At 54.4% G+C, this 20,775-nt stretch carries 20 protein-coding genes; 5 read left to right on the forward strand and 15 right to left on the reverse strand.

Annotation, left to right across the window (positions count from 1 at the left end):
* Positions 1-40: 40 nt before the first annotated feature.
* The 5 genes from J2I48_RS06740 to pdhA all read right to left on the reverse strand — a co-directional run bounded on the left by J2I48_RS06740 (position 41) and on the right by pdhA (position 4,277).
* Entirely contained in the window at positions 41-349 is a 309-nt protein-coding gene (locus tag J2I48_RS06740) for a nucleotidyltransferase domain-containing protein (RefSeq protein WP_207334646.1), read from the reverse strand.
* Positions 350-398: 49 nt separating this feature from the next.
* On the reverse strand, positions 399-1,739 hold the full coding sequence (locus J2I48_RS06745; protein ID WP_207334647.1) for an aspartate kinase: 1,341 nt from the start codon (positions 1,737-1,739) through the stop codon (positions 399-401).
* An 86-nt stretch (positions 1,740-1,825) separates the two neighbouring features.
* A complete protein-coding gene (gene ribH / locus J2I48_RS06750) occupies positions 1,826-2,323 on the reverse strand; it encodes a 6,7-dimethyl-8-ribityllumazine synthase (RefSeq protein WP_207334648.1) in 498 nt (165 codons plus the stop codon).
* A 146-nt stretch (positions 2,324-2,469) separates the two neighbouring features.
* The gene (locus J2I48_RS06755) at positions 2,470-3,162 is read right to left on the reverse strand and encodes a tetratricopeptide repeat protein (protein ID WP_207334649.1); all 693 of its coding nucleotides are present in this window, start codon (positions 3,160-3,162) and stop codon (positions 2,470-2,472) included.
* 44 nt (positions 3,163-3,206) lie between these two features.
* Positions 3,207-4,277 carry a pyruvate dehydrogenase (acetyl-transferring) E1 component subunit alpha gene (pdhA, locus tag J2I48_RS06760; protein ID WP_207334650.1) on the reverse strand — a complete coding sequence of 357 codons (1,071 nt, stop codon included), beginning with the start codon at positions 4,275-4,277 and terminating at the stop codon, positions 3,207-3,209.
* 249 nt (positions 4,278-4,526) lie between these two features.
* Between pdhA and recF the strand changes: the two genes are divergently transcribed.
* Positions 4,527-5,636 carry a DNA replication/repair protein RecF gene (gene recF / locus J2I48_RS06765; RefSeq protein ID WP_207334651.1) on the forward strand — a complete coding sequence of 370 codons (1,110 nt, stop codon included), beginning with the start codon at positions 4,527-4,529 and terminating at the stop codon, positions 5,634-5,636.
* A gap of 116 nt (positions 5,637-5,752) precedes the next feature.
* Here recF and J2I48_RS06770 read toward each other — a convergent pair whose 3' ends face one another.
* Positions 5,753-5,995 carry a hypothetical protein gene (locus J2I48_RS06770; RefSeq protein ID WP_207334652.1) on the reverse strand — a complete coding sequence of 81 codons (243 nt, stop codon included), beginning with the start codon at positions 5,993-5,995 and terminating at the stop codon, positions 5,753-5,755.
* Positions 5,996-6,085: 90 nt separating this feature from the next.
* A complete protein-coding gene (locus tag J2I48_RS06775; RefSeq protein ID WP_207334653.1) occupies positions 6,086-7,300 on the reverse strand; it encodes an acetyltransferase domain-containing protein in 1,215 nt (404 codons plus the stop codon).
* Positions 7,301-7,430: 130 nt separating this feature from the next.
* On the opposite strand from J2I48_RS06775, the gene J2I48_RS06780 reads away from it, so the two are divergent.
* Positions 7,431-10,757 (forward strand): S41 family peptidase, encoded by a 3,327-nt coding sequence (locus tag J2I48_RS06780; protein WP_207334654.1) that lies wholly within the window; start codon positions 7,431-7,433, stop codon positions 10,755-10,757.
* Between the two features lie 98 nt (positions 10,758-10,855).
* Here the strand turns inward: J2I48_RS06780 and J2I48_RS06785 are convergent, their stop codons facing one another.
* The 4 genes from J2I48_RS06785 to J2I48_RS06800 form a co-directional block, all read right to left on the reverse strand.
* The gene (locus J2I48_RS06785) at positions 10,856-12,121 is read right to left on the reverse strand and encodes a hypothetical protein (protein WP_207334655.1); all 1,266 of its coding nucleotides are present in this window, start codon (positions 12,119-12,121) and stop codon (positions 10,856-10,858) included.
* Entirely contained in the window at positions 12,102-12,674 is a 573-nt protein-coding gene (locus tag J2I48_RS06790) for an RNA polymerase sigma factor (RefSeq protein WP_207334656.1), read from the reverse strand. The genes J2I48_RS06785 and J2I48_RS06790 overlap by 20 nt, the downstream gene beginning before the upstream one ends.
* On the reverse strand, positions 12,667-13,767 hold the full coding sequence (locus J2I48_RS06795) for a hypothetical protein (protein WP_207334657.1): 1,101 nt from the start codon (positions 13,765-13,767) through the stop codon (positions 12,667-12,669). The genes J2I48_RS06790 and J2I48_RS06795 overlap by 8 nt, the downstream gene beginning before the upstream one ends.
* Before the next feature lie 75 nt (positions 13,768-13,842).
* On the reverse strand, positions 13,843-14,925 hold the full coding sequence (locus J2I48_RS06800; RefSeq protein ID WP_207334658.1) for a hypothetical protein: 1,083 nt from the start codon (positions 14,923-14,925) through the stop codon (positions 13,843-13,845).
* Positions 14,926-15,105: 180 nt separating this feature from the next.
* Between J2I48_RS06800 and J2I48_RS06805 the strand changes: the two genes are divergently transcribed.
* Complete coding sequence (locus tag J2I48_RS06805; protein WP_207334659.1) at positions 15,106-15,882, forward strand: 3-keto-disaccharide hydrolase; 777 nt, start codon at positions 15,106-15,108, stop codon at positions 15,880-15,882.
* A gap of 151 nt (positions 15,883-16,033) precedes the next feature.
* Here the strand turns inward: J2I48_RS06805 and J2I48_RS06810 are convergent, their stop codons facing one another.
* On the reverse strand, positions 16,034-16,540 hold the full coding sequence (locus tag J2I48_RS06810) for a cupin domain-containing protein (protein WP_207334660.1): 507 nt from the start codon (positions 16,538-16,540) through the stop codon (positions 16,034-16,036).
* Positions 16,540-17,298 carry a triose-phosphate isomerase gene (tpiA, locus tag J2I48_RS06815; protein WP_207334661.1) on the reverse strand — a complete coding sequence of 253 codons (759 nt, stop codon included), beginning with the start codon at positions 17,296-17,298 and terminating at the stop codon, positions 16,540-16,542. Before tpiA ends, J2I48_RS06810 begins: the two co-directional genes overlap by 1 nt.
* 180 nt (positions 17,299-17,478) lie before the next feature.
* Here tpiA and J2I48_RS06820 point away from each other — a divergent pair, with 180 nt between their 5' ends.
* A complete protein-coding gene (locus J2I48_RS06820) occupies positions 17,479-18,762 on the forward strand; it encodes an aspartyl protease family protein (RefSeq protein WP_207334662.1) in 1,284 nt (427 codons plus the stop codon).
* Between the two features lie 151 nt (positions 18,763-18,913).
* Here J2I48_RS06820 and rpmB read toward each other — a convergent pair whose 3' ends face one another.
* Positions 18,914-19,153, reverse strand: coding sequence for a 50S ribosomal protein L28 (gene rpmB / locus J2I48_RS06825; RefSeq protein ID WP_207334663.1), 240 nt, complete (start codon positions 19,151-19,153; stop codon positions 18,914-18,916).
* Positions 19,154-19,213: 60 nt separating this feature from the next.
* Positions 19,214-19,384, reverse strand: a complete 171-nt coding sequence (locus J2I48_RS06830) for a C1orf53 family protein (protein WP_310587255.1) — start codon at positions 19,382-19,384, stop codon at positions 19,214-19,216.
* Between the two features lie 110 nt (positions 19,385-19,494).
* On the opposite strand from J2I48_RS06830, the gene rocD reads away from it, so the two are divergent.
* Entirely contained in the window at positions 19,495-20,742 is a 1,248-nt protein-coding gene (gene rocD, locus J2I48_RS06835) for an ornithine--oxo-acid transaminase (RefSeq protein ID WP_207334664.1), read from the forward strand.
* Positions 20,743-20,775: the final 33 nt, after the last annotated feature.

A 20,775-nucleotide genomic window follows, 5' to 3' on the forward strand; every position in this document is an offset into this window, starting at 1 on the left:
GTGAATTATGAATATGTTGATTTTGAATGACAAATCTAAGTCATAGCTTTTTACCTTCCTCAACAACGTTCTGATACAATTCAGTGACCATCCAGAAAGGGGAATCAGTTGTGGATTGAATGACTGTACTAATTATGTGATTGGTACGGAATCCGATCTCATAAAGCTGGTCACGTACCTGACTTTTAAAACCCCAGTTAACGTGCTTCTCGGTCAAGACCAGAAAATCCCAATCTGAGTCGGGGCGGGCGTCGCCACGGGCACGGGAGCCGAAGAGCCACACCTCGGCCTGCGGGTCGATCTCAAGGACTGACCGCTTCACAGCTTGCAGAAATTCGGGGTCTGTCATGGCTTTAATAAACCTGCAAGGTTGAAGGAAACCTTACAGGTTCTGGCTCTTAGTGGTTCGTAAACAGGCCTTCGTTTAGGGCGTTTAGGGCTTCGTTTTTATAACGACCGTGCATTAGCAATGAGATATTATGCTCGGTGCCGCCGTAAGAAATCATGCGAATTGGAATGCCTTTCATGGCCTCCAATACCCGCAGGGCAATGCCGGGGTGGTCGGAGCTAAAGTTGCCTACGATACACACAATCGTCTGGTCATAATCAGGCTCTTCCAACTCGCAAAACTGACTTAGCTCGGCCTGAATAGCCGCCAAGTTATCGGTATTGTCAATCGTAACCGAGACCGACACTTCCGAAGTGGCAATCAAATCAATAGGCGTTTTGAACCGCTCGAAGATCTCAAAAATACGGCGCAAAAAGCCATAAGCATTGAGCATCCGGGTCGAGTGGATATACAGCGCCGTGATGCCGTCTTTCGCTGCTATAGCTTTAAACACCTGGCCATCAGTGGCTTGCGCAATCTGGTCGGAGATTAAGGTACCGGGTGCGTCAGGGTCCATCGTATTTTTTAGCCGGACGGGTACGCCGCGCAGTTTGGCGGGCGTAATGGTGGAGGGGTGCAGAATCTTCGCGCCGAAATACGCCAGTTCAGCCGCTTCGTTAAACGTCAATTCCCGAATGGGGAACGTGTTTTTCACAATGCGCGGGTCATTGTTATGCATCCCGTCGATATCGGTCCAGATCTGGATTTCGTCGGCCCGGATAGCCCCACCAATCAGCGACGCCGTATAGTCGGAGCCGCCGCGCTTGAGGTTGTCTACTTCGCCACGGGGGTTGCGGCATATGAAGCCCTGCGTTACGATGATCTGCTTATCGGCGTGGGGCGGCAGCATCTCGCGCAGGTTTTGCTCGATCTTGTCCAGTTCAGGCTCATTGTCGGCATCAATCCGCATGAACTCCAGCGCGGGCAACAGCACCGACGACACGCCCTCTTCGGCCAGGTAAGCCGCAAAAAGTTGGGTGCTGAGCAGCTCACCTTCGGCCACCAGTTCTTTTTCCTGCTTTAGTGTGAACGGCTTGATGCGTGTCAGCGACCGGATAAACGAAAACTCGTTCTCCACGATCCGCTGCCCGGCGGCCAAACCATCGGACGTTTTGTAGAGGTCGCGCACGAAATTGTCGTAGTGCGCTTTGAGGTGTTCGATCTTCTCAAACGCCTCGTCGTCGGCCCCGTTTTTCAACGACTCACCAAATGACAATAGCGCATTGGTTGTGCCCGACAGCGCCGAGAGCACAACTACTTTCCGGCTGGCATCAGCCGTAATCAATTTTCGAATCGAGTGCATCCGCTCGGGTTTTCCAACCGAGGTTCCGCCAAATTTCCAGACGTACATAGTGAAAGAGTGAAAGAATGAATGAGTGAAAGAGCGAAAAAGTAAAAAAGCAGTTGCCTCAGCTATACGCCGTTGCGAACACTCTTTCACTCATTCACGCTTTCGCTCTTTAATCCCAGCATCTTGATAGCCGTGATGGCGGCCTCGTCGCCTTTGTTACCGTGGATGCCGCCTGCCCGGTCGAGAGCCTGCTGCTGGGTGTTGGGGGTTAATACACCGAAAATGACGGGCTTGTTGGTCTTCAGCGAGACGTTGGTCAGGCCCTGCGCCACGGCGTGGTTGATGTAGTCGTTATGCTTGGTTTCGCCCTGAATGACGCAGCCAATACAAATAACGGCGTCAATATCAGCCCGTTGTGCGTACCACTGCGCGGCCAGCGTGAGCTCGTAACTACCCGGCACATTACCACGAACCACGTTTTCGGCAACGGCCCCGTACTGGATAAGCCTATTATAAGCTCCCTGAAACAGGGCTTCGGTCACTTCGGTATTCCATTCGGCCACCACAATGGCGAACCGCCGCCCGCTCACGTCGGGCAACTCGTTGGTGGTGAATACACTAAGGTTCTTATCGGCAGAAGACATAGAAGAGAGTTTTCAGTTTTCTGTTGGTCCCGCGTCCGGGCGGGGGGATACACCGAGACCAACAGAAAACTCCTTAAACTAAAAAAAGGGACGAACCCGATGCGGCTTCGTCCCTTTCACTGTGTTATACTGACACGCGTTTGCGACTACTCACCGGCCTGGGCTTCCAGTACGGATTTGTATTTTTTCGCATTAGGGGCCTCAGCAGCATTAGGATACTTATCCAAAATCTGCTGGTAAGCGTCGGTGGCATTTTTGTTGTCTTTGGCCTGCTCATAGGCAAGGGCCAGTTTCATCAGATAACCCGCCGTGAAAAACTTATTGGGCTTGTATTCAGCCGCTTTTTTATAGTAGTCAGCCGCGTCGCCGTAGCTTTTCTTTTCCATGTAAGCATCGCCGATGAGGGCATAAGCGCGGCCTTGTACCAACAGGTCCGACGAGCTGAAGTCTTTCAACTGCTCAATGGCCTGATCGTATTTTCCGTCTTTCAACAGGGCAATACCAGCGTACAGGTGCGCCAGATTACCCGCTTTAGTCGAACCGTATTCGTCGGCTACGGCCAACAGACCGGGTGATTGCCGGGTGCCGTTGAGGGCCAGTTTCAGCGAGTCCTGCTCGAACTTCATCACGGGCGCAAACAGTTTGGCCTGCGCCTCGTCGTTGCGGGTGCTCTGGTAATAGCGGTAGCCAAAGAAGAGGGCAATAATAGCCACAACGCCCACGGCGGCACCAATGAGGATGTTTCGGTTCTTTTCTACGAAGTCTTCGGCCTGCTCTAATTTGTTGGCTAGCAGGTCAGGGTCTTCAATGTACTCCAGACCCGAGTTTTTCTTACTCATACAAGTTGCAATTTAAGGCGCAAAAGTAGGAATTATTCTCCTCTTTACTCCATCAAAAACGGATAATCTTTCTGCATGTACACGTCCTTGAAGGCTTCTTCGGCGGGCGGGTACGGCGACTCTTCGGCAAACTTCACTGACTCGTCTACCGTGGCTTTAATTTTCTGATCAATAGCTGCCAGGTCTTCTTCCGTGGCCAGGCCGTTTTTCAGGATATGCTGCTTTACGGTCTCGATGGGGTCGCGCTGCTTATAGGTTTCCACCTCGTCTTTGCTGCGATATTTCTGCGGGTCAGACATCGAGTGGCCCCGGTAACGATACGTGCGAAACTCCAGGAAAGTTGGCCCTTCGCCAGCGCGTGCCCGTTCGGCAGCGCGGCTCACAGCCTCATGTACTGCTTCAACATCCATGCCATCTACGGGTTCGGCGGGCATATCGTAGGCTTCACCAATGGTATACAGCTCCGTCACGTTCGAGGTTCGGGCTACCGACGTACCCATAGCGTAGCCGTTGTTTTCGACCACGAAGATCACTGGCAGCTTCCAGAGCATGGCCATGTTAAACGCCTCATGCAACGCACCTTGCCGCACGGCACCGTCGCCGAAGAAGCAGATGCAGAGGTTGCCGGTTTTGTTATATTTCTCGGCGAAAGCGATGCCAGCGCCCATCGGAATCTGCGCACCAACGATGCCGTGACCACCAATAAAATTGACTGATTTATCGAAAATGTGCATCGAACCGCCCTTACCTTTCGACGATCCCGTCTGCTTGGCATATAGTTCGGCCATGACGGCCTTGGGGTCGCTGCCCAGGGCTAGTGGAATGCCGTGGTCACGGTAGGCAGTGATCCATTTATCGTCTTTGGTAAGAGCCGTGTATGACCCCGACGAGCAGGCTTCCTGCCCGATGTAGAGGTGGCAAAACCCTTTAATTTTCTGCTGTCCGTAGAGTTGACCGGCCTTCTCTTCAAACTTGCGCTGAAGCTGCATCGACTCGTACCAATACATATACCGCTCCTTGGGGTGCTGCGTTTTTGCGGGGGCCGCGGCAGGTGCTTTGCCGTTGCTCTTGTTCCCGGCGCCATTGGCCGTAGTCTTGTCTTTAACGGTTGCCATTCTGAATGCTGAAGTAGAGGTAAATTGCCCGTCCGCAGGGAGAACAAAGCGGGTCTATCTTTGTTGCTTTCTGGGGCAAAATGCTTGCAAAAGTAATGATAAAGGAGGAAAGGGAAAAAGGAGGAAGGGAGCGGTCCGCCGTCGCGGAAAGGGATTGCTAACGCAAGCGTATTGCTTTGGCGTCAGCAATCCCTTTCCGCGACGGCGGACCGCTCCCTTCCTCCTTTCTTCCTGTACTCCATAGCCTTTATGTACCTCGATAAACTAAGCCTCACCAATTTTAAGAATTACGAAGATGCCCTCTTCACGTTTAGCCCGCAGGTGAACGTGCTTGTGGGTCCAAACGGGAGTGGGAAAACTAATTTGCTCGACGCCATCTATTTTCTGGCCCTCTCGAAAAGCGCCTTTCAGACCCTCGATGCCCTCAGCGTTACCCACGACGAAGACTATTTCATTCTCGACGGCATTTTTGTTCGTCCCGACACCGACCACGACCGCACGACCCAAATCACCATTAGCCTGCAACGGGGGCAGCGCAAGGTGATTTTAGCCGATAAAAAGCCCTACGAACGTCTGAGCGAGCATATTGGCCGGTTTCCGGTGGTGCTCATGATTCCGAATGATACCGACCTGGTGCGCGGTCATAGCGAGGAACGTCGCCAGTTTGTGGATGCCGTACTGTCGCAGCTTGACCCTGAATACCTCCAGGATTACCTCCAGTACCAATATGTGCTGAAGCAGCGCAACAGCCTGCTCAAGCTATTTTCAGATCGCAATGGTCGACCCGTTGACCACGATTTGCTCGACACCTACGACGAACCGCTACTGTATATAGGTCAGCGGATTTACGAACGCCGACAACGTTTCATCACCGAGCTGCTGCCCGACGTACAGTCGCATTACACCTACCTGAGCGATGCCCGCGAGGCTATCACCATCGTGTATGACTCGGACGTAAGCAAGATGGGGTTCGATGACCTGTTTGTACAAAACCGGAGCCGCGACATTGCCATGCAACGCACCACCATGGGTATTCACCGCGACGATTTCGAGTTCTTAATCGATGGCATGGCGCTGAAACGGTTTGGGTCGCAGGGACAGCAAAAGACGTTTGTGATTGCTCTCCGGCTGGGGCAGTTCGACCAACTGATGGCCGCCAAGCAGACCAAACCCATTTTGCTGCTCGACGACATCTTTGACAAACTTGACGACGGGCGTATTGCCAAGCTCATTCAGCGCATTACGGAAGGCTCCTTCGGCCAGCTTTTCATCACCGACGCCCGCCCCGAACGTACCGAGCAACTTCTGGCCACTGTCCCCGGCGACGTGCGATACTACAGAACAGTGAACAGTATGTAGTGATTACAGTATGCAGTTCTACAGTATGCAGTATGCAGTATGCAGTGTTGCTGACGCGAACATCCACTTGCGTCAGCAACACTGCATACTGCATACTGTAGAACTGCACACTGTAATCACGCCCTTCCGAACAACAAGTTGCTGGTGAGTGAGTTGACTTCAGCGTCTTGCGGGGTTCTGGGGGGCTGGTAGGCCGTGGGGACCGTGCTGGTGGGCGTGGTCATTGGGCCGGACAACAGCGACGGAACGTCCTCTTCCTCCACCGTAATTTTTACTTTGTGGCCTGCGTAGAAGGTACACAGGCGTTGCACGAACTGCTCGTTGAGTTCATTAGCATCTAATTGGAAAATAGTTTGCATAGCGATGAGATGTTGTTCATCAGCTATAACACGGTACATAGCAAAAAGTGTTGACGGTCAATACTTTCTGAGCGTAGAACGGCATACTGTCTAGATGTAGCGCAGCCAGGTTAATTGAGGGTGGTTGGCTTTGTAACGTCCGTACCAATGGCAAAGGGGGTAGAGCAACGCGACCAGTAGCAGCCAGACCACGTAGACCACTGGCAATGACACCCCGGCTGCGGGCGGACGACCAAAATTGAGTGGTCCAAGCGGCATGTCGTGCAGCGCATAGCCCTGGATCAGGATCGTAAGAATCATGGCCAGTTTTACCAGATACCAATGGATGAGGTAATAGAATAATGGTACGTTGCCATAGACCCTCAGCAGGCGCGTAAACCTATTATCAGGTCCATCGGCTAGCCAGAGCAAACCGCACATGATGCCCAACATCAGCGCCGTATACAGTAGCGAGGGTGGATATTTACTGACGTTCAGGAAAGATAAGATTGTAAATAAGGGGCTTTTCTGAATGGTCCACGGAGTCGGATCACCATATAGGTTCAGCAGACGTAGCGCCAGGAAAACACCCAGGCAAATGGCCCCTGCCTGCAAAAGACGCATCTTTCTGACTGTTACAGGCTGGTTTATAAATGGACCGCAGGCATACCCCAGCAGCATAATCCCAAACCACGGGATTATGGGATATGCCACCAACAGGATGAAATCGGTTCCAAAAGGAAACACATCCGTTCGGAATAGTAGTGACCACGCCAGCCGCGCAGGAGCACTGGCAAAGGGCGACAGGGACGTAAGCAGATCATGGCCAAACACGATCACCAGCCCAGCCACAGCCAGCCAGCGAACAGGAAATTTAGACAGCCACGATAGCAGGATCAGCCCCGTGCCAATCACAAAAATAACTTGCAACATCAGCGACCGGAACTGGATATCGGTCCAGAATGCGAAGTTGATCAGGGTAAGCTCCAGCAAAATCAGCACCAGCCCGCGCCGAAGCAAAAAAGCGCTTGACGATGAACTAATAAACTGATTGTCAGTCAATTTTATATCTTGTAGACTGCGTTTTCGAAGTGATAAAAAAGCCGATGTGCCTGACAAGAAAACAAAGGTGGGTGCACAGAGGTGGGTAACCCAGCGGGTTAAGAAAATAGGCGCGGTGGTTGTGGTCAGGTCGGTGGGGTTTTGCGTAAGAGCAGGAAGATGTAGTAAATCGCGGACGTGATCCAGCGCCATGATCACCATCACTAATCCCCGCACCACATCAATGGCAACAATGCGCCCGGTTTCTGTATTATTTGTCTGCATAGACTACCAACATACGCATTTACGGCCAATGACTTAGCTAGTATTCGCTCATTCACTCATTAGATACGCTCAATCCACGCACGAAGCCGTATTTTCGTTTTTCCCGAATGATACACTTCTCCTTCGTGCCATGACTGCTCCTTTATTCCCCATTTTTCGCCGACATAGCCTAATGGCTTTGCTCTGTGTGCTGTTAACTAACTCCACCGCCAGGGCCCAAACTTCCGACGAAACGCGACTGCTGCGGCAACCCAGTTTGTCGAAAACACATATTGCCTTCAGCTACGGCGGTGACCTCTGGGTGGCCAACCGCGACGGGTCACAGCCCCGCCGCCTCACGGTGGCTCCCGGCCCCGAAACCGCCCCCCTGTTTTCGCCCGATGGGCAGCAGCTTGCCTTTACGGCTACCTACGACGGCAATATGGACGTGTATGTAGTGGGCATCAATGGAGGCATGCCCCGCCGCCTAACCTTCCACCCCAGCATGGAGGCAGCCAAAGGTTGGTCGCCAGATGGGCAACGCATTGTGTTTGTCTCCAACGCTACGTCGGCGGTGGCGCGGGCACCCAAGTTGTTTACGGTTTCGCTGAAGGGAGAGCTGCCGCAGGAACTACCCGTACCCATGACCGGTAACTGGGCCAAGCTATCGCCCGACGGGAAAGAGTTGGCCTACACGATCATTACCGATGCGTTTGGCACCTGGAAACGCTACCGGGGCGGCATGACCACGCCCATTCGGCTACTAAACTTACAAACGCTTGATTTTGAGCTGATTCCGCACAAAAATGCATCGGATGTGCAGCCGGTCTACGTAGGCAACGTGGTCTATTTCCTCTCGGACCGCAACCGGACCATGAACGTGTTTGCCTATGACCGGACTACCAAACAGGTACGGCAGGTAACGAAGCACGACGATTTCGACGTAAAAAACCTGGGCACCGATGGGCAGCAACTGGTGTATGAACAGGCCGGACGGCTGCACCTCCTGGCCCCACAGAACAACCAGACGCAGACCCTGCGCATTGCCATTCAGCCCGATATGCTCACCATGCGACCCACCTGGAAACCCGTGGGCAGCATGGTCCGGGCCATGCACCTCTCGCCCACGGGCGTACGGGCGGTGGTGGAAGCGCGCGGCGACATTTACACGCTGCCATCTAAAAAAGGCGATTGGCGCAACCTCACGCTCAGCGACGGTGCCCACGACCGCAACCCGCTCTGGTCGCCCGACGGCAGCCGCATTGCCTACGTCTCTGACCAGTCGGGGGAGTATCAACTCATGCTCCGCGATGCTAAAGGCGACAAACCTGCCGAAGCGGTTTCATTGGGAGAACCCTCTTTTTATACCCTCAACAAATGGTCGCCCGACGGGAAGAAGCTCTTGTATCAGGATAAGAAGCTGAACCTCTGGTACATGGACATGACCACGCGCAAGCCCGTGAAGATCACGACCGATACCTACGGCCCCAATTCGAGCATCGAAGCCGACTGGTCGCCGGACTCACGGTGGGTGGCTTTTTCGCGAAAGATGGACAACTACCTCAACCGGGTTCACCTCTACGAACTGGCTTCGGGCACTACCACGCCCGTGACCGACGGGGCCAGCCATGCCGATAATCTGGCCTTCAGCCGTGATGGTAAGTACCTCATATTCAGTGCCAGTACCAACGTGGGCAACTCGTTTGCCTGGCTCGACATGGCGGGGCTGGACCGGCGCGGGCTGGTAACGCAGAACCTATATGCCGTGGTGCTGAACGCCAAAGACCTCAGCCCGTTTTCGCCCGAATCGGATGAGGAAAAGGGAAGCGACACTCCCGCCAAACCCGCTGGTGATACCACGCTGAAAGCATCGAAAGCCAAAACAGCTACCCTTGCAGCACCCACCTCGGCCACCACAAGCGCTGTGGTAGCAGTGTCCAAAACGGTGATCGATCTGGCCAACATTGGTCAGCGGATTGTAGCCCTGCCCGTACCCGCCGGCAACATGGGCAAGCTCGCCTTTGCCGACGGGGGCAAACTTTTTTACATTGGCTACACCCCCGCCGCCGCCAAACCCAGCCTTTACCGATTTGATTTTAAAGAGCGCAAAAACGAGCTGCTCATGCCCGACGTGGCTGATTATGTGGTTTCGGCCGATGGTAAAAAGCTGCTCTACATGGCCGGTTCAGACAAATTCGGTATCGTGGACGTAACGGGCAAACCGGCACCCGGCGATGGTAAGGTAGACGTGGGTGTGTTGCAGGCGCTGATTGACCCCCGCCACGAATGGGCGCAGATGGTGAACGAGTTCTGGCGCATTGAGCGCGATTATTTCTACATGCCCAACTACCACGGTGCCGATTGGCAGGCGGTGAAGGCCAAGTATACCCCCCTGCTGCCCCACGTAGCCCACCGCGCCGACCTGAACTACCTCATTAGCGAGATGATGGGCGAAATGGTGGTGGGCCATAACTACGTCCGCGGCGGCGACATTCCTGACAGCAAACCCGTTCCGGTGGGCATGTTGGGCGCTGATTATGAACTGGTTGACGGAAAATACCGTGTCAAAAAAGTGTATAACGGCGAAAACTGGAACCCCTCACTCCGCGCGCCCCTGACCGAACCGGGCGTGGGTGTGCAGGCGGGCGAGTTTCTGCTAGCCATTAACGGTCAACCTCTCACAGCCACCGATAACGTGTATCAGCGGCTCGAAAACACCGTAGACCGGCAGATCACGCTCACCATTGGCCCCAATGCGGGCGGAACGGGCAGCAGGCAGGTAACGGTAGTACCCATCGCCGAAGAATCTGGCCTCCGGCTGATGGATTGGGTAGAGGGCAACCGCCGCAAGGTGAGCGCCGCCACGGGGGGCAAAGTGGCCTATGTGTATCTGCCCAACACTGGTCAGCAGGGCTACGACTATTTCAACCGCTATTACTTCAGCCAGGTAGATAAGCAGGCCGTGATTGTGGACGAACGTTTCAACGGCGGCGGCTTCGTGGCCGACTACGTGATCGACATGCTGAACCGGCCCTTGCTGAGCTACTGGTCGTCGCGTGAGGGCAAGCCCTTTACCAGCCCCGCCGCTTCGATCTACGGGCCGAAGGTGATGCTCGTCAACGAATACGCCGGCTCAGGGGGTGATGCGCTGCCCGCCTTTTTCCGTCGCCGGGGTCTTGGCACCATCATCGGGAAACGTACCTGGGGCGGTCTGGTGGGCATTTCGGGCTACCCCACGCTCATGGACGGTGGCTCGGTAACGTCGCCCAGCTTCGGTATTTACAGCCCCGACGGTAAGTGGGAAATCGAAAACGTCGGCGTCTCGCCCGACATTGACGTAGACATGCTGCCCAAACTAAGCCAGAATGGTGCCGACCCCCAATTGGAAAAAGCCATCGAGGTAGTGCAGGCGCAACTCCAAAAAGCCCCCGTCGCGCAGTTGCCAAGTCCAAAGCCAGACCGGAGAGCAGTGGAATGATTTACGATGTACGATTTACGAATTACGATTTGTTGCTGACGCCAGAGCAAACCCTGGCGTCAGCAACAAATCGTAATTCGTAAATCGTACATCGTAAATCAAAGCCTAACTCCCAGCACCCGCACGGGCCTTCGCTCAAACCTTGTTTTTACGAAGCGTTTTTGGCGAGGGCTGTAGCGGTAATAGTGGGTGCCAACGCGGATAAATGTGCTTCTGGTGAGTTGGTTAGGTTCAACATCGTCTTCGAGCGTGTGGATGCTGCCACCCGTTTGCTGGGCAATCTGGTAGTGCTCGGGATGGAAAGGATTGGCGTTGTTGAGCGGTTCGCCGCAGGCAATCACATGCACCGGCTTTTTCAGGCCCGCCAGCAACGGCATGTCTTTTACCCCGCTGCCATTATCGGCCAGCAGAATCAGGTGTTTGCTTTGTGGGAACGTGCGTTGCGCATAGCGCAGGGCCTCCACCACGTTTTCGTCGCCGTCGCGGTTATTGGCTGTATTGCGGGCTGCCGCTAGTAGGGTGGGTAGGGCCGCGCGGGGGTCACGTTCGCGGGTGGTGAAAAAAGCTCCCGGTGGGCCATTGGGGCGTGTTTGCTGCCCCAGGCTGTCGCAGTCGGTGAAGAAGACCACGCCATTTACGTTTGGTTTTTTGGCGTTGCGCCGAAACCAGGCGTAAATCTGGGCAGCATAGGGATCCATACTGGTGGTTAAGTCGCAAACAATGACCGCGTTGGGCCACTGCCGCAAATTGCGCGACAAGGCCGCAAACACGGTAGAATCAGCCCCGATCTCTCCCGAAAGCAGTTTATTTTCCAAATCCTGCTCCTTTGGCGACAATGGCCGTTGCGTCACGGCGGGCCAGGTTTGCGGGGGTGTTTTCACGATCCATAGCCCCGTCATCGGTCTCAGACCGGGCGCCGCGGGGGCTTCAGCTACCACGGTTTCTTGGGGGAAAACACGTGGCTCAGGTGGTACCGAAGTGCCCGTATTTACTGTTCGCAAAGCCAGATGGCGAGGCGACGCGATAGGCTTCTGCGCGAGTATTCTTATGGGCGAACTGATCGGCGTTTCAGGCAATGAGCTTATCGAAGTAGCAGGCCGCTCAGAAACTGAAATAGGCTCTTTTGAGATAATAGGGGCTTTTTTTGGGGGTTCATTGTCCAGAAAATACCAGCCTAGGCCACCTACCAGGCCGACTAGTGCCAGCAACCAAACCCAGCTCAATGGCCGCTGTTTGTGGGGAAACAGGCGCGGACGCAGCAACAGCCAGTCCTGCCCCGACTCGTGGGGGTCAACGGCGGGTTCATGCTCGGTCAGCGACTGCCGCACCCGGTTGTGCAGGGGGTTATCGGTTAGGTCGTTCATGGGTCAGGTTGGTTTGCGAGGTCAGGGCGCGGCGCAGCAGGCGGTTGGCTTCGGTGAGGTGAGCGCGGGAGGTGCTTTCGGTAATGTGCAGTTGCTGGGCAATGTCGCGGTGGGCATAGCCTTCCAGCACGTTCAGGCTAAACACCAGGCGGTAGGCCGGGGGCAGCGTGTGGAGTATGGCCAAAATATGGTCGGCAGAGAGTTGCGCCAGAATGGCCTCGTCGTTCTGGTATGGTTCGGCCACGGTCTGCTCAATATGCTCGGTCGAGAGGGTTGTGGGCAGCTTCTTTTTTCGGTAGTGGTCAATGGCCGTGTTGACCATAATTTTCCGCAGCCACGGCTTCACCGACGCTTCGTTCTTGAGGTCGGCCATGCGGCTAAAAGCTTTCAAAAAACCATCGTTCAGCAGCTCACGGGCATCTTCGCGGTCATTAGCGTAGGCTAGACAAACCGACAGCGCATAGCCGTAGAACCTGCCATAGAAGGCACTCATGGCGGCCTCCTGCCGTTGGCGGCACCCCTCAATCAGGCTGTTGGTGGTCGCGTTAGTCACAAGTGCCGTCGTAGGTGTAGGTCTGGGTATTCTTACGAATGCGGGGGGTGGGTGGCACGGGAAGGCCGTTTCGTTGGGTATCGGTTGTTTCAGCCGTTTGTTGGTAGCCCGCGCCGGTCAGTTTATACTGCGTCTGGGCATCATTGGTCAGGTAGAAGGTAGGGGTATTCATGTCAAAGCGCCAGAACGTTTTGTAGCTGGCCGGGGCCGATGGTTCTCCCGCAGGATTGGCCATAACCGGAAACCCTTTCTTGGCAGGCAATGACTGCGTAGGTAATCTGGCCGACGACGGGGTGAACTCCGTATAATATTTTAGCTTACCATCTCGCCAATATTCATCTTTCGTTAGCCGTCGTTGCGCATCATAGGTATATACGCTAGCCGAGCCAGACAAATCGTGCTCCATGCGCACAAACAGACCGTTTTGTAGGGTATAGGGCCTTTTCTCAACCCCATCTACTTTCAGCACATAGGCGGTGGCTTTGCCGTCCTTATAAGTCCATGTTGTGCTATAGCCATCGGGGTATAACGTTTGTTTCCGCAACGAATCGGGCAGGTTCAGGTAGGTGGTCACCTCCGTCAGTTGGGTAAGCTGGCCGTTCGCATCATACGTGTATTGACTGGCCACCTTTGTTTGCGCGTTGTTTGGTGCTACGGTGGTGAGCAACGCTTGGGTTAGCCGACCGGCATCGTAACCGTACGTCGTCCGTTCGGTGATAGCCCCGGCATCATACTCCGTTTTCCATTGCGCTTTCGATGAGCGAACAATGGCATACCCGGCAGCGTCATACGTGTAGCTATCGTCGTAGGAATAGGTGTTGACCACCTTGCCCTTTTCCCGCTGTTCGTAGTTCACCAGTGTCTGAGCTAAATCGCCGTTGGGTGTATAGGCATAGGTGGTTTGGCGGGTGTTGGTCTGGAGCGTAGCGGTGCCTTCAGTAATGGTTTCCAGTTCGGCTTCCGTTTTTATCCGGCATGGGCCGTCGGCCTTTTTCTCAACCGCCTGCTGCGTACACTGGCTGCCCAAGCCGAGAAGACAAATCAACAGCACAATCTGCTGCCCCCCAACCACTAATCTATTCTTCTTTGTCATAACGCGGTCCGTTTAATCCGTTTACTATTCAGACGCAATTGCCCATTGAAACGCTGGGTCTGGTGCTTTCTTTTGTCAATCACAGCCACCACTATACACATAGTTGATGGTCATGGCAATGGGGTACGTCAAAGGTTTGGGACTATTGCGGGTAATGGTAATGGCGGCGACCGATTCCCTCACATAACCACTACCCGTTAGGACATACTTCGTCTGCCAATCGGATGTCAGGTTGACTATGCCGTTGCTCGATAGGGTATAGATTCGATACGCCGTAGTGGGCCCCGTTTGGCCGTATGGGTCAGCCACAACCGGAAAACCTTTAAACAGGGGCAGGCTGCTTTCGGGCGTTTTTGCGGGTCCGTACACCAGTTCCGTGTAGCCCGTTCGCGCACCGTTGGTCAGGTAATCCACCCCGACAACGCGGCGCTGACTGTCGTAGGTATACCGGGTCTGGTCGCTATTGCTGGTTAGGGCCGAGGTAATCAATCCATTCTGAAAGGTATAGGGCTTTGTGGTCTGCCCGCCTGCTTGCTGCACACAGTCTGTTGCCTGGCCATTTTTGTAAAACCACGTCTGGGTAAACCCGTCGGGGTATTTTGGCTTGCCTGGCGTAGGAATAACCGGGTAGGTGGTAGCATCGGTCCGTTGACTGAGCATTCCGGCCTCGTCGTGTGTGTACGTCTGTACCAGCTTCGTTTGCCACCCGATGTAGTCCAGCTTGTCGGTAGTAGCCTGCGCCAAACGGCCATTGGCGTAGGTGTAGACCCGGCGAACGGTACTGTTCCGAACAACCCCACTATCAGTATCCTGACTCGTGATGGCTTCGCTGATGAGCAGCCCCGACGCATCGTACATAAGCACACGAGCAGTGGTAGAAACGCTCGAATCAGCTGGGCTATATCGGTAAGCGGTTCGGTCGGTTTGGCCCACCAGTTGCCCGGCGGCATCATAGGTGTAGACCGTTTTTTCGGTGATATCGGAGTCATTAGTACCTGAACCGGTTGTGACCATATGGCACGTCATCTGCTCTAGCCGACAAGGACTATCGACCTGCCTGTCTACGGCCTTCGGTGTGCATTGGCTCAACAGGGCGAGGAGGCAGAGGGAGATAATATAGCGTAAAGCCCCACCCCTACTTTGTATCTTTTTTTCCATAATGTCGCTGGTTTAAATCGTCATAAACCAGGACGCAGTAGCCAACCCAAACGCTGGTAAGGGCTGGTTAACTTTTATATTAAGGCCAGGGAGTGGGTTATAAAAGGAACATTTGTTGCTTTCTCCTTCACCAACTAGCCACACGGGCTATTAAACAAGGTAAATAAACCCTTTTCGTCAATGAAAAACGGCACTGTTCTCTCACTAGCTACCACCGCCTTAGCCCTCGCCATGGGCCTCTCGGCCAACGCCCAGGTAGGCCTGGGTACCAAAGCGCCCAAGGGTGCCAAAGTTTATTTCGATGGTACGCGCCAGAGCATCGACAAAAACTGGATGTACTGGCAGGGACCGGGCTTTGAAGCGGCCATGCCCATTAAATGGCAGATCGTGAAAGACCCTGTTGACGGCGGTACGGCCATGAGCAGCAACGACCCCACCTCGGCAGGTGGTAAATATGGCTCGGCCGATATTGTCACGAAAGATGAGTTTAAAGACGCCCGTATACACGTCGAATTTCTAGTGCCGAAGGCGGGGGGTAACAGCGGCGTATACCTGCAAAACCGCTACGAAATTCAGATTTTCGACGGCGATACTACCCACCACGGCCTCGGCGCAGTGATCAACGAGTCACCCTCGCCCTACTACGCCTATGCTGGTGTAGGCAAGTGGAATGCGTATGACATTGTGTTTCGCGCCGCCCGCTTCGCCGACGGCAAAAAAACCGAACCCGCACAGGTGACGATGTATTTCAACGGTAAAAAGGTACACACCAAACAGAACATCAGCCAGGTATGGGGAGGCCCAAAATCGGGTGTCGACGGGGGTAACGACGGCGGGAAAGGCATCACTGACGCACCCGCAGGCCTGAAACTACAAGCTGAAGGCCACGACGTGATGTACCGCAACATCTGGATTAAACCGCTGGACCTGAAGAAGGACACCGACATCGCGTTTTAATCTAAGAAGATGAAAGGGGACCGCAGATGACGCGGATCAGGCGGGTTTACACAGATTTTCTTTTTTACTCTGGTCCATTCGTACTGTTCAGAGTAAAAGAAAATCTGTGTAAACCCGCCTGATCCGCGTCACCTGCGGTCCCCTTAATCTTTCACCGCAGCAACTCAATCACCGCGTTATGCTGCGGGAACTGCGTCAGCATTACGTCAGCGTCGGCTAGTTCAAAATCGGCGAAGTCAAAGCCGGGGGCCACAGTGCAGCCTACCAGCGAAAAGGGCGGGTCGTTGGGAGCACCAATGGGTTTCGACCCAAACCAGCAGCCTGCCGGTACTACCGCCTGAAATACCTCGCCCGCATCGAGGCGATTACCCAGCCGGATGGTGGTTAGGCCACCCGTCTGAGGATCAATCACATAAATCAGCAACGGTCCACCGGCATAAAAGTGCCAGACCTCGTCGCTCTGAATACGGTGCAGGGCAGACCGATTCTGGTTTTCCAGCAAGAAATAGATTGCCGTGCTAAACGAACGGTCACCTGAAAAGCGGCTTGGCAACGCCTCCTGAGCCACTTTTTCAGCCGCCTCGTATGTCTGCGCGTAGTAGCCCCCTTCTGGGTGCGGTTGCAAGTTCAGCGCGGCGATATAATCAGAGGCGGTCATCAGGCAGCTTTCACTACCGTCAGAAAGTCGCGCGATTTTAGCGACGCGCCGCCGATGAGGCCCCCGTCAACGTCGGGTTGACTGAAGAGTTCGGCAGCGTTCTGGGCGTTGGCGCTGCCGCCGTAGAGGATGCTGGTGTTTTGCGCTACCCCGTCGCCGTACTTACCAGCCAGGTGTTGCCGCAGTTCGTAGTGCATGTCCTGCGCCTGCGCCGACGAAGCCGTCAGGCCCGTGCCAATGGCCCAGATGGGTTCATAGGCAATCACGATGTTGGCCATCTGTTCGGCCGAGAGGTGAAAGAGGCTGTCGGTAAGCTGACCTTTCACAAAGCCCACGTAGTCACCATTTTCGCGCATCTCCTGCGACTCGCCGCAGCAGAAAATAGGGGTCAGGCCGTTTTCCAGGGCTATGTTCACTTTCTCAGCCAGTTGGGCGTTGGTTTCGCCGAAATATTGCCGCCGTTCGCTGTGGCCCAGAATCACATACTCTACCCCTACCGACTTCAGCATCGGGGCCGAAATCTCGCCCGTGTAGGCACCAGCGGCTTTTTCGTGGCAGTTCTGCGCACCCAGGGCCAGCTTGCTGCCAGTCAGGTACGGTTTGATCGTGGTCAGGTAGAGAGCCGGTGGGCAGAGCACTACCGTAACGGGGGCCGTCACTTCTGCATTGACCATATTCACCACCTCCGACACCAAGGCCAAGCCCTCGTCGGCGGTTTTGTTCATCTTCCAGTTACCGGCAACTAGTTTCTTCCGCATTTTGCTAAAAAAGTAAGTAAATCTGTCGTCCCTTCACCTCGAAAACAGGCCTAGAGGGGGCTAAAATACGTGTTTTCGCCCGAACCTTATAAAGCCATCTAAATCAGTAGAATAGGCTGCAACTTTTTGTAGATTAATCTGATTTTTAATAGTAAATTTCTGATACTTACACAAAAGGTCATGAAACGGGTTGGTTTGGCACTACTGCTGATATTGGGTTGGCTCTCAACCGTGGCCGGACTACGCCCACATCCCAGTGCCAAAGATCGTCCCGACCCTGACACTGAGCGATTTGGCTACTACTTGGCCAAGGGGCATTCATCGGTTCGGCTACCGTTTGAACTGCACTCTAACCTGATTATCATGAAGATGCGCGTCAATGATTCAGACACGCTCAACTTCATCCTCGACACAGGGGTAAGCAACACCATCATCACCGACCCGCTGGCCTTGCGTCGGCAGCCGCTGAAACTGGCACGGCAGGTGAAACTTAGCGGCGTAGGCGAAGGTCTTCAGCTAACAGCCTCTGTGTCTATTGATAACAAGCTGAGCATGGGTATCCTGCGGGCTACCCACCAAAACCTGGTTATCCTCAACGACGACGTGCTGCGGCTGTCCGAATACGTAGGTATTCCTATTCACGGCATCTTCGGCTACGAACTCTTCAGCCAGTTTGTGGTCACTATCGACTTCAGAAACCGCGAACTAACGCTGACTGTCCCCCCAAAATATACCTACCGCAAACGCTTCGGAGACCGTTATCCGATACTGATTCAGAACACTAAACCCTACCTCGACGTAACGGCCCAACTGGGCGGCGACCGCACTGTGCCCCTACGCGTAGTGCTCGACACGGGCGCGGGTCACGCCCTAATGCTCGACGGGCAGCAGCGTGAGTGTGCCCTGCCTCGCCCCGAAAAAGTAATTCGGGCGCAGTTGGGTCGGGGGTTAAACGGGGTCATCAACGGCAGCCTGGGTCGGATTGAGGGCATAAAGCTCGGGCGACATCAGTTGCTCGATGTAATCGCGTCGTTTCCCGATAGTGCCTCTTTCGGCATGAAAATCGTGAACACCGCCGACCGGCAGGGCAACATTGGCTGCGAATTGCTGCGGCGGTTTCGGGTCACGTTCAACTATCCCGAACAGTATATTGTGCTGAAGCCAGTGCGGAGCCTGCTGCGCGAACGCTTCGAGCACGACATGAGTGGCCTGGAACTGAAAGCCAAGGGCCTGGACCTACGCACCTACGTTATCGAAAAAATTTCGGCCCGTTCTCCAGCTGACCTTGCCGGTTTGCAGGAAGGTGACGAGCTGTTGTTTGTGAACAGCGACCTGGCTACATCGCTGAGTATCAGCGATATTTACAAAACCCTGCAACGGGGCGAAGGCAAAGAAGTAACGCTGGTCGTACGCCGATCAGGCCGGATTGTAGTGGCTAATTTCGCCCTGAAACGGATTATTTGAGAGGGCTTTTTTATTAGTTTAAGGTCTAAAGTTGGCTGACGCACGCTACTCATGCGTCAGCCAACTTTAGACCTTAAACTAATAAAAAAGCCCCCCTGCTTACTGGCGGGGAGGCTTTATCGGACGTGCACGCAGCGGGTGCTACGGTCGCTTAAAGCGACAACGTGCCTTTTTTGTAGGCAGCTACGAGTGTTGCTTCCAGACCTTTCTTGTTGATAGTCTTGATGGCCGACGTCGCAACTTTCAGCGTGATCCACTCCCCCGTCGATTCAACGAAGAACCGCTTCTTTTGAAGGTTGGGGAAAAATTTACGCCGCGTTCTGTTGTTGGCGTGCGACACGTTGTTTCCAACCTGCGTCCGCTTTCCTGTAATTTGACAAACTCTGGCCATAACTGTACTCGTTTTCCGTATTAGGGTGCAAATTTGCGGAAAAGGCTGTAAATGTGCAAACTATTTTTCCTTTTTGAACCCATACGGGCAGTGCAAACAACCGTTCTTGCAGCAGTAGCCCCGCTTTTGGTGGTAGGCTGCCGTGAAAACAACAAACCCCTGTGGGCTAAAATAGTAGTCGTCATCGGCCAAACCCGGCATCTTTCGCTTTCTCTCCACAGGCTTCATCATCTTGTACGGCTAGGCTTAATTGGGTACATTTAAGCACGCAACGGGCTGTTCATACAAATGGTTTTACCTTATTTTACGGCCCTTTTTCACCCCATTCACTTTATCGCAGTATGACTATCGTTTCTCCCGTGTCGCTTGCCGAGCAGGCCATTCAGCTTGAAGATCAATATGGTGCGCACAACTACCATCCGCTACCGGTGGTGCTCACGCGCGGCGAAGGGGTGTTTGTCTGGGACGTAGACGGGCGGCGGTATTTCGATTTTCTGTCAGCCTATAGTGCCGTGAGTCAGGGCCACTGCCACCCGCGCATTATTGGCGCGTTGGTGCAGCAGGCCCAACGCCTCACCCTCACCTCGCGGGCGTTTCATAACGATCAGTTGGGCAAGTGCGAACAATATCTCTGCACCTACTTCGGCTACGACAAAACGCTGCTGATGAATTCGGGCGTGGAAGCGGGCGAAACCGCCCTGAAACTGACCCGCAAATGGGCCTATAAAGTAAAGGGTATTGCGCAGGATCAGGCGGTTATGGTCTTCGCCGAAGGCAACTTCTGGGGCCGCACCCTCGCCGCCATTTCCTCGTCAACCGACCCCAGCAGTACCAACGACTACGGCCCCTTACTGCCTGGTTATCAGTTGGTTCCTTATAATGACCTCGCCGCGCTAGAAGCTACCTTTCAGGCTAACCCCAATATTGCGGGCTTCATGGTGGAACCCATTCAGGGCGAGGCAGGCGTGCTGGTGCCCGACGAAGGTTACCTGCGCGGGGTACGTGAACTCTGCACCCGCTATAACGTGCTTTTTATTGCCGACGAAGTACAAACCGGCATTGGTCGCACCGGCAAACGCCTGGCCTGTGATCACGAAGACGTAAAGCCCGATATCCTGGTGCTGGGCAAGGCGCTTTCCGGCGGTGTCATGCCCGTGTCGGCGGTGCTGGCCTCCGACGAGATTATGCTCACGATCCGCCCCGGCGAGCACGGTAGCACCTTTGGTGGTAATCCGCTGGGGTGTGCCGTGGCTATGGCGGCGCTAGACGTGATGCAGGATGAGCACCTGGCCGAAAACGCCGAGGCGATGGGGCAGCTATTCCGCCACCGGATGAACGCCCTCCGCGTCCACACCGACCTGATTCAGCTGGTACGCGGCAAGGGTCTGCTCAATGCCATCGTGATTAAGGAACGTCCCGCTTTCGGTGAAGAAACCGCCTGGGAACTGTGTCTGCGGCTCAGCGACAACGGCCTGCTGTGCAAACCCACCCACGGCGACAAGATTCGTTTTGCCCCACCCCTGGTTATCACCGAGGCGCAGATGAACGAAGCCTGCGATATTATTGAGCGAACAGTTAAAGCGTTTTAAGTAGTAGAGAAGCCAATAGACGGAGTGATCAAT

Origin of the sequence: Fibrella aquatilis, assembly GCF_017353255.1 — a bacterium.
Taxonomy (GTDB): domain Bacteria; phylum Bacteroidota; class Bacteroidia; order Cytophagales; family Spirosomataceae; genus Fibrella; species Fibrella aquatilis.

Excerpts from the sequence above, each read along its gene's own strand:
- J2I48_RS06740 (WP_207334646.1), bottom strand. The coding sequence starts at position 349 with ATGACAGACCCCGAATTTCTGCAAGCTGTGAAGCGGTCAGTCCTTGAG.
- J2I48_RS06745 (WP_207334647.1), bottom strand. The coding sequence starts at position 1,739 with ATGTACGTCTGGAAATTTGGCGGAACCTCGGTTGGAAAACCCGAGCGG.
- ribH (WP_207334648.1), bottom strand. The coding sequence starts at position 2,323 with ATGTCTTCTGCCGATAAGAACCTTAGTGTATTCACCACCAACGAGTTG.
- J2I48_RS06755 (WP_207334649.1), bottom strand. The coding sequence starts at position 3,162 with ATGAGTAAGAAAAACTCGGGTCTGGAGTACATTGAAGACCCTGACCTG.
- pdhA (WP_207334650.1), bottom strand. The coding sequence starts at position 4,277 with ATGGCAACCGTTAAAGACAAGACTACGGCCAATGGCGCCGGGAACAAG.
- recF (WP_207334651.1), top strand. The coding sequence starts at position 4,527 with ATGTACCTCGATAAACTAAGCCTCACCAATTTTAAGAATTACGAAGAT.
- J2I48_RS06770 (WP_207334652.1), bottom strand. The coding sequence starts at position 5,995 with ATGCAAACTATTTTCCAATTAGATGCTAATGAACTCAACGAGCAGTTC.
- J2I48_RS06775 (WP_207334653.1), bottom strand. The coding sequence starts at position 7,300 with ATGCAGACAAATAATACAGAAACCGGGCGCATTGTTGCCATTGATGTG.
- J2I48_RS06780 (WP_207334654.1), top strand. The coding sequence starts at position 7,431 with ATGACTGCTCCTTTATTCCCCATTTTTCGCCGACATAGCCTAATGGCT.
- J2I48_RS06785 (WP_207334655.1), bottom strand. The coding sequence starts at position 12,121 with ATGAACGACCTAACCGATAACCCCCTGCACAACCGGGTGCGGCAGTCG.
- J2I48_RS06795 (WP_207334657.1), bottom strand. The coding sequence starts at position 13,767 with ATGACAAAGAAGAATAGATTAGTGGTTGGGGGGCAGCAGATTGTGCTG.
- J2I48_RS06800 (WP_207334658.1), bottom strand. The coding sequence starts at position 14,925 with ATGGAAAAAAAGATACAAAGTAGGGGTGGGGCTTTACGCTATATTATC.
- J2I48_RS06805 (WP_207334659.1), top strand. The coding sequence starts at position 15,106 with ATGAAAAACGGCACTGTTCTCTCACTAGCTACCACCGCCTTAGCCCTC.
- J2I48_RS06810 (WP_207334660.1), bottom strand. The coding sequence starts at position 16,540 with ATGACCGCCTCTGATTATATCGCCGCGCTGAACTTGCAACCGCACCCA.
- tpiA (WP_207334661.1), bottom strand. The coding sequence starts at position 17,298 with ATGCGGAAGAAACTAGTTGCCGGTAACTGGAAGATGAACAAAACCGCC.
- J2I48_RS06820 (WP_207334662.1), top strand. The coding sequence starts at position 17,479 with ATGAAACGGGTTGGTTTGGCACTACTGCTGATATTGGGTTGGCTCTCA.
- rpmB (WP_207334663.1), bottom strand. The coding sequence starts at position 19,153 with ATGGCCAGAGTTTGTCAAATTACAGGAAAGCGGACGCAGGTTGGAAAC.
- J2I48_RS06830 (WP_310587255.1), bottom strand. The coding sequence starts at position 19,384 with ATGATGAAGCCTGTGGAGAGAAAGCGAAAGATGCCGGGTTTGGCCGAT.
- rocD (WP_207334664.1), top strand. The coding sequence starts at position 19,495 with ATGACTATCGTTTCTCCCGTGTCGCTTGCCGAGCAGGCCATTCAGCTT.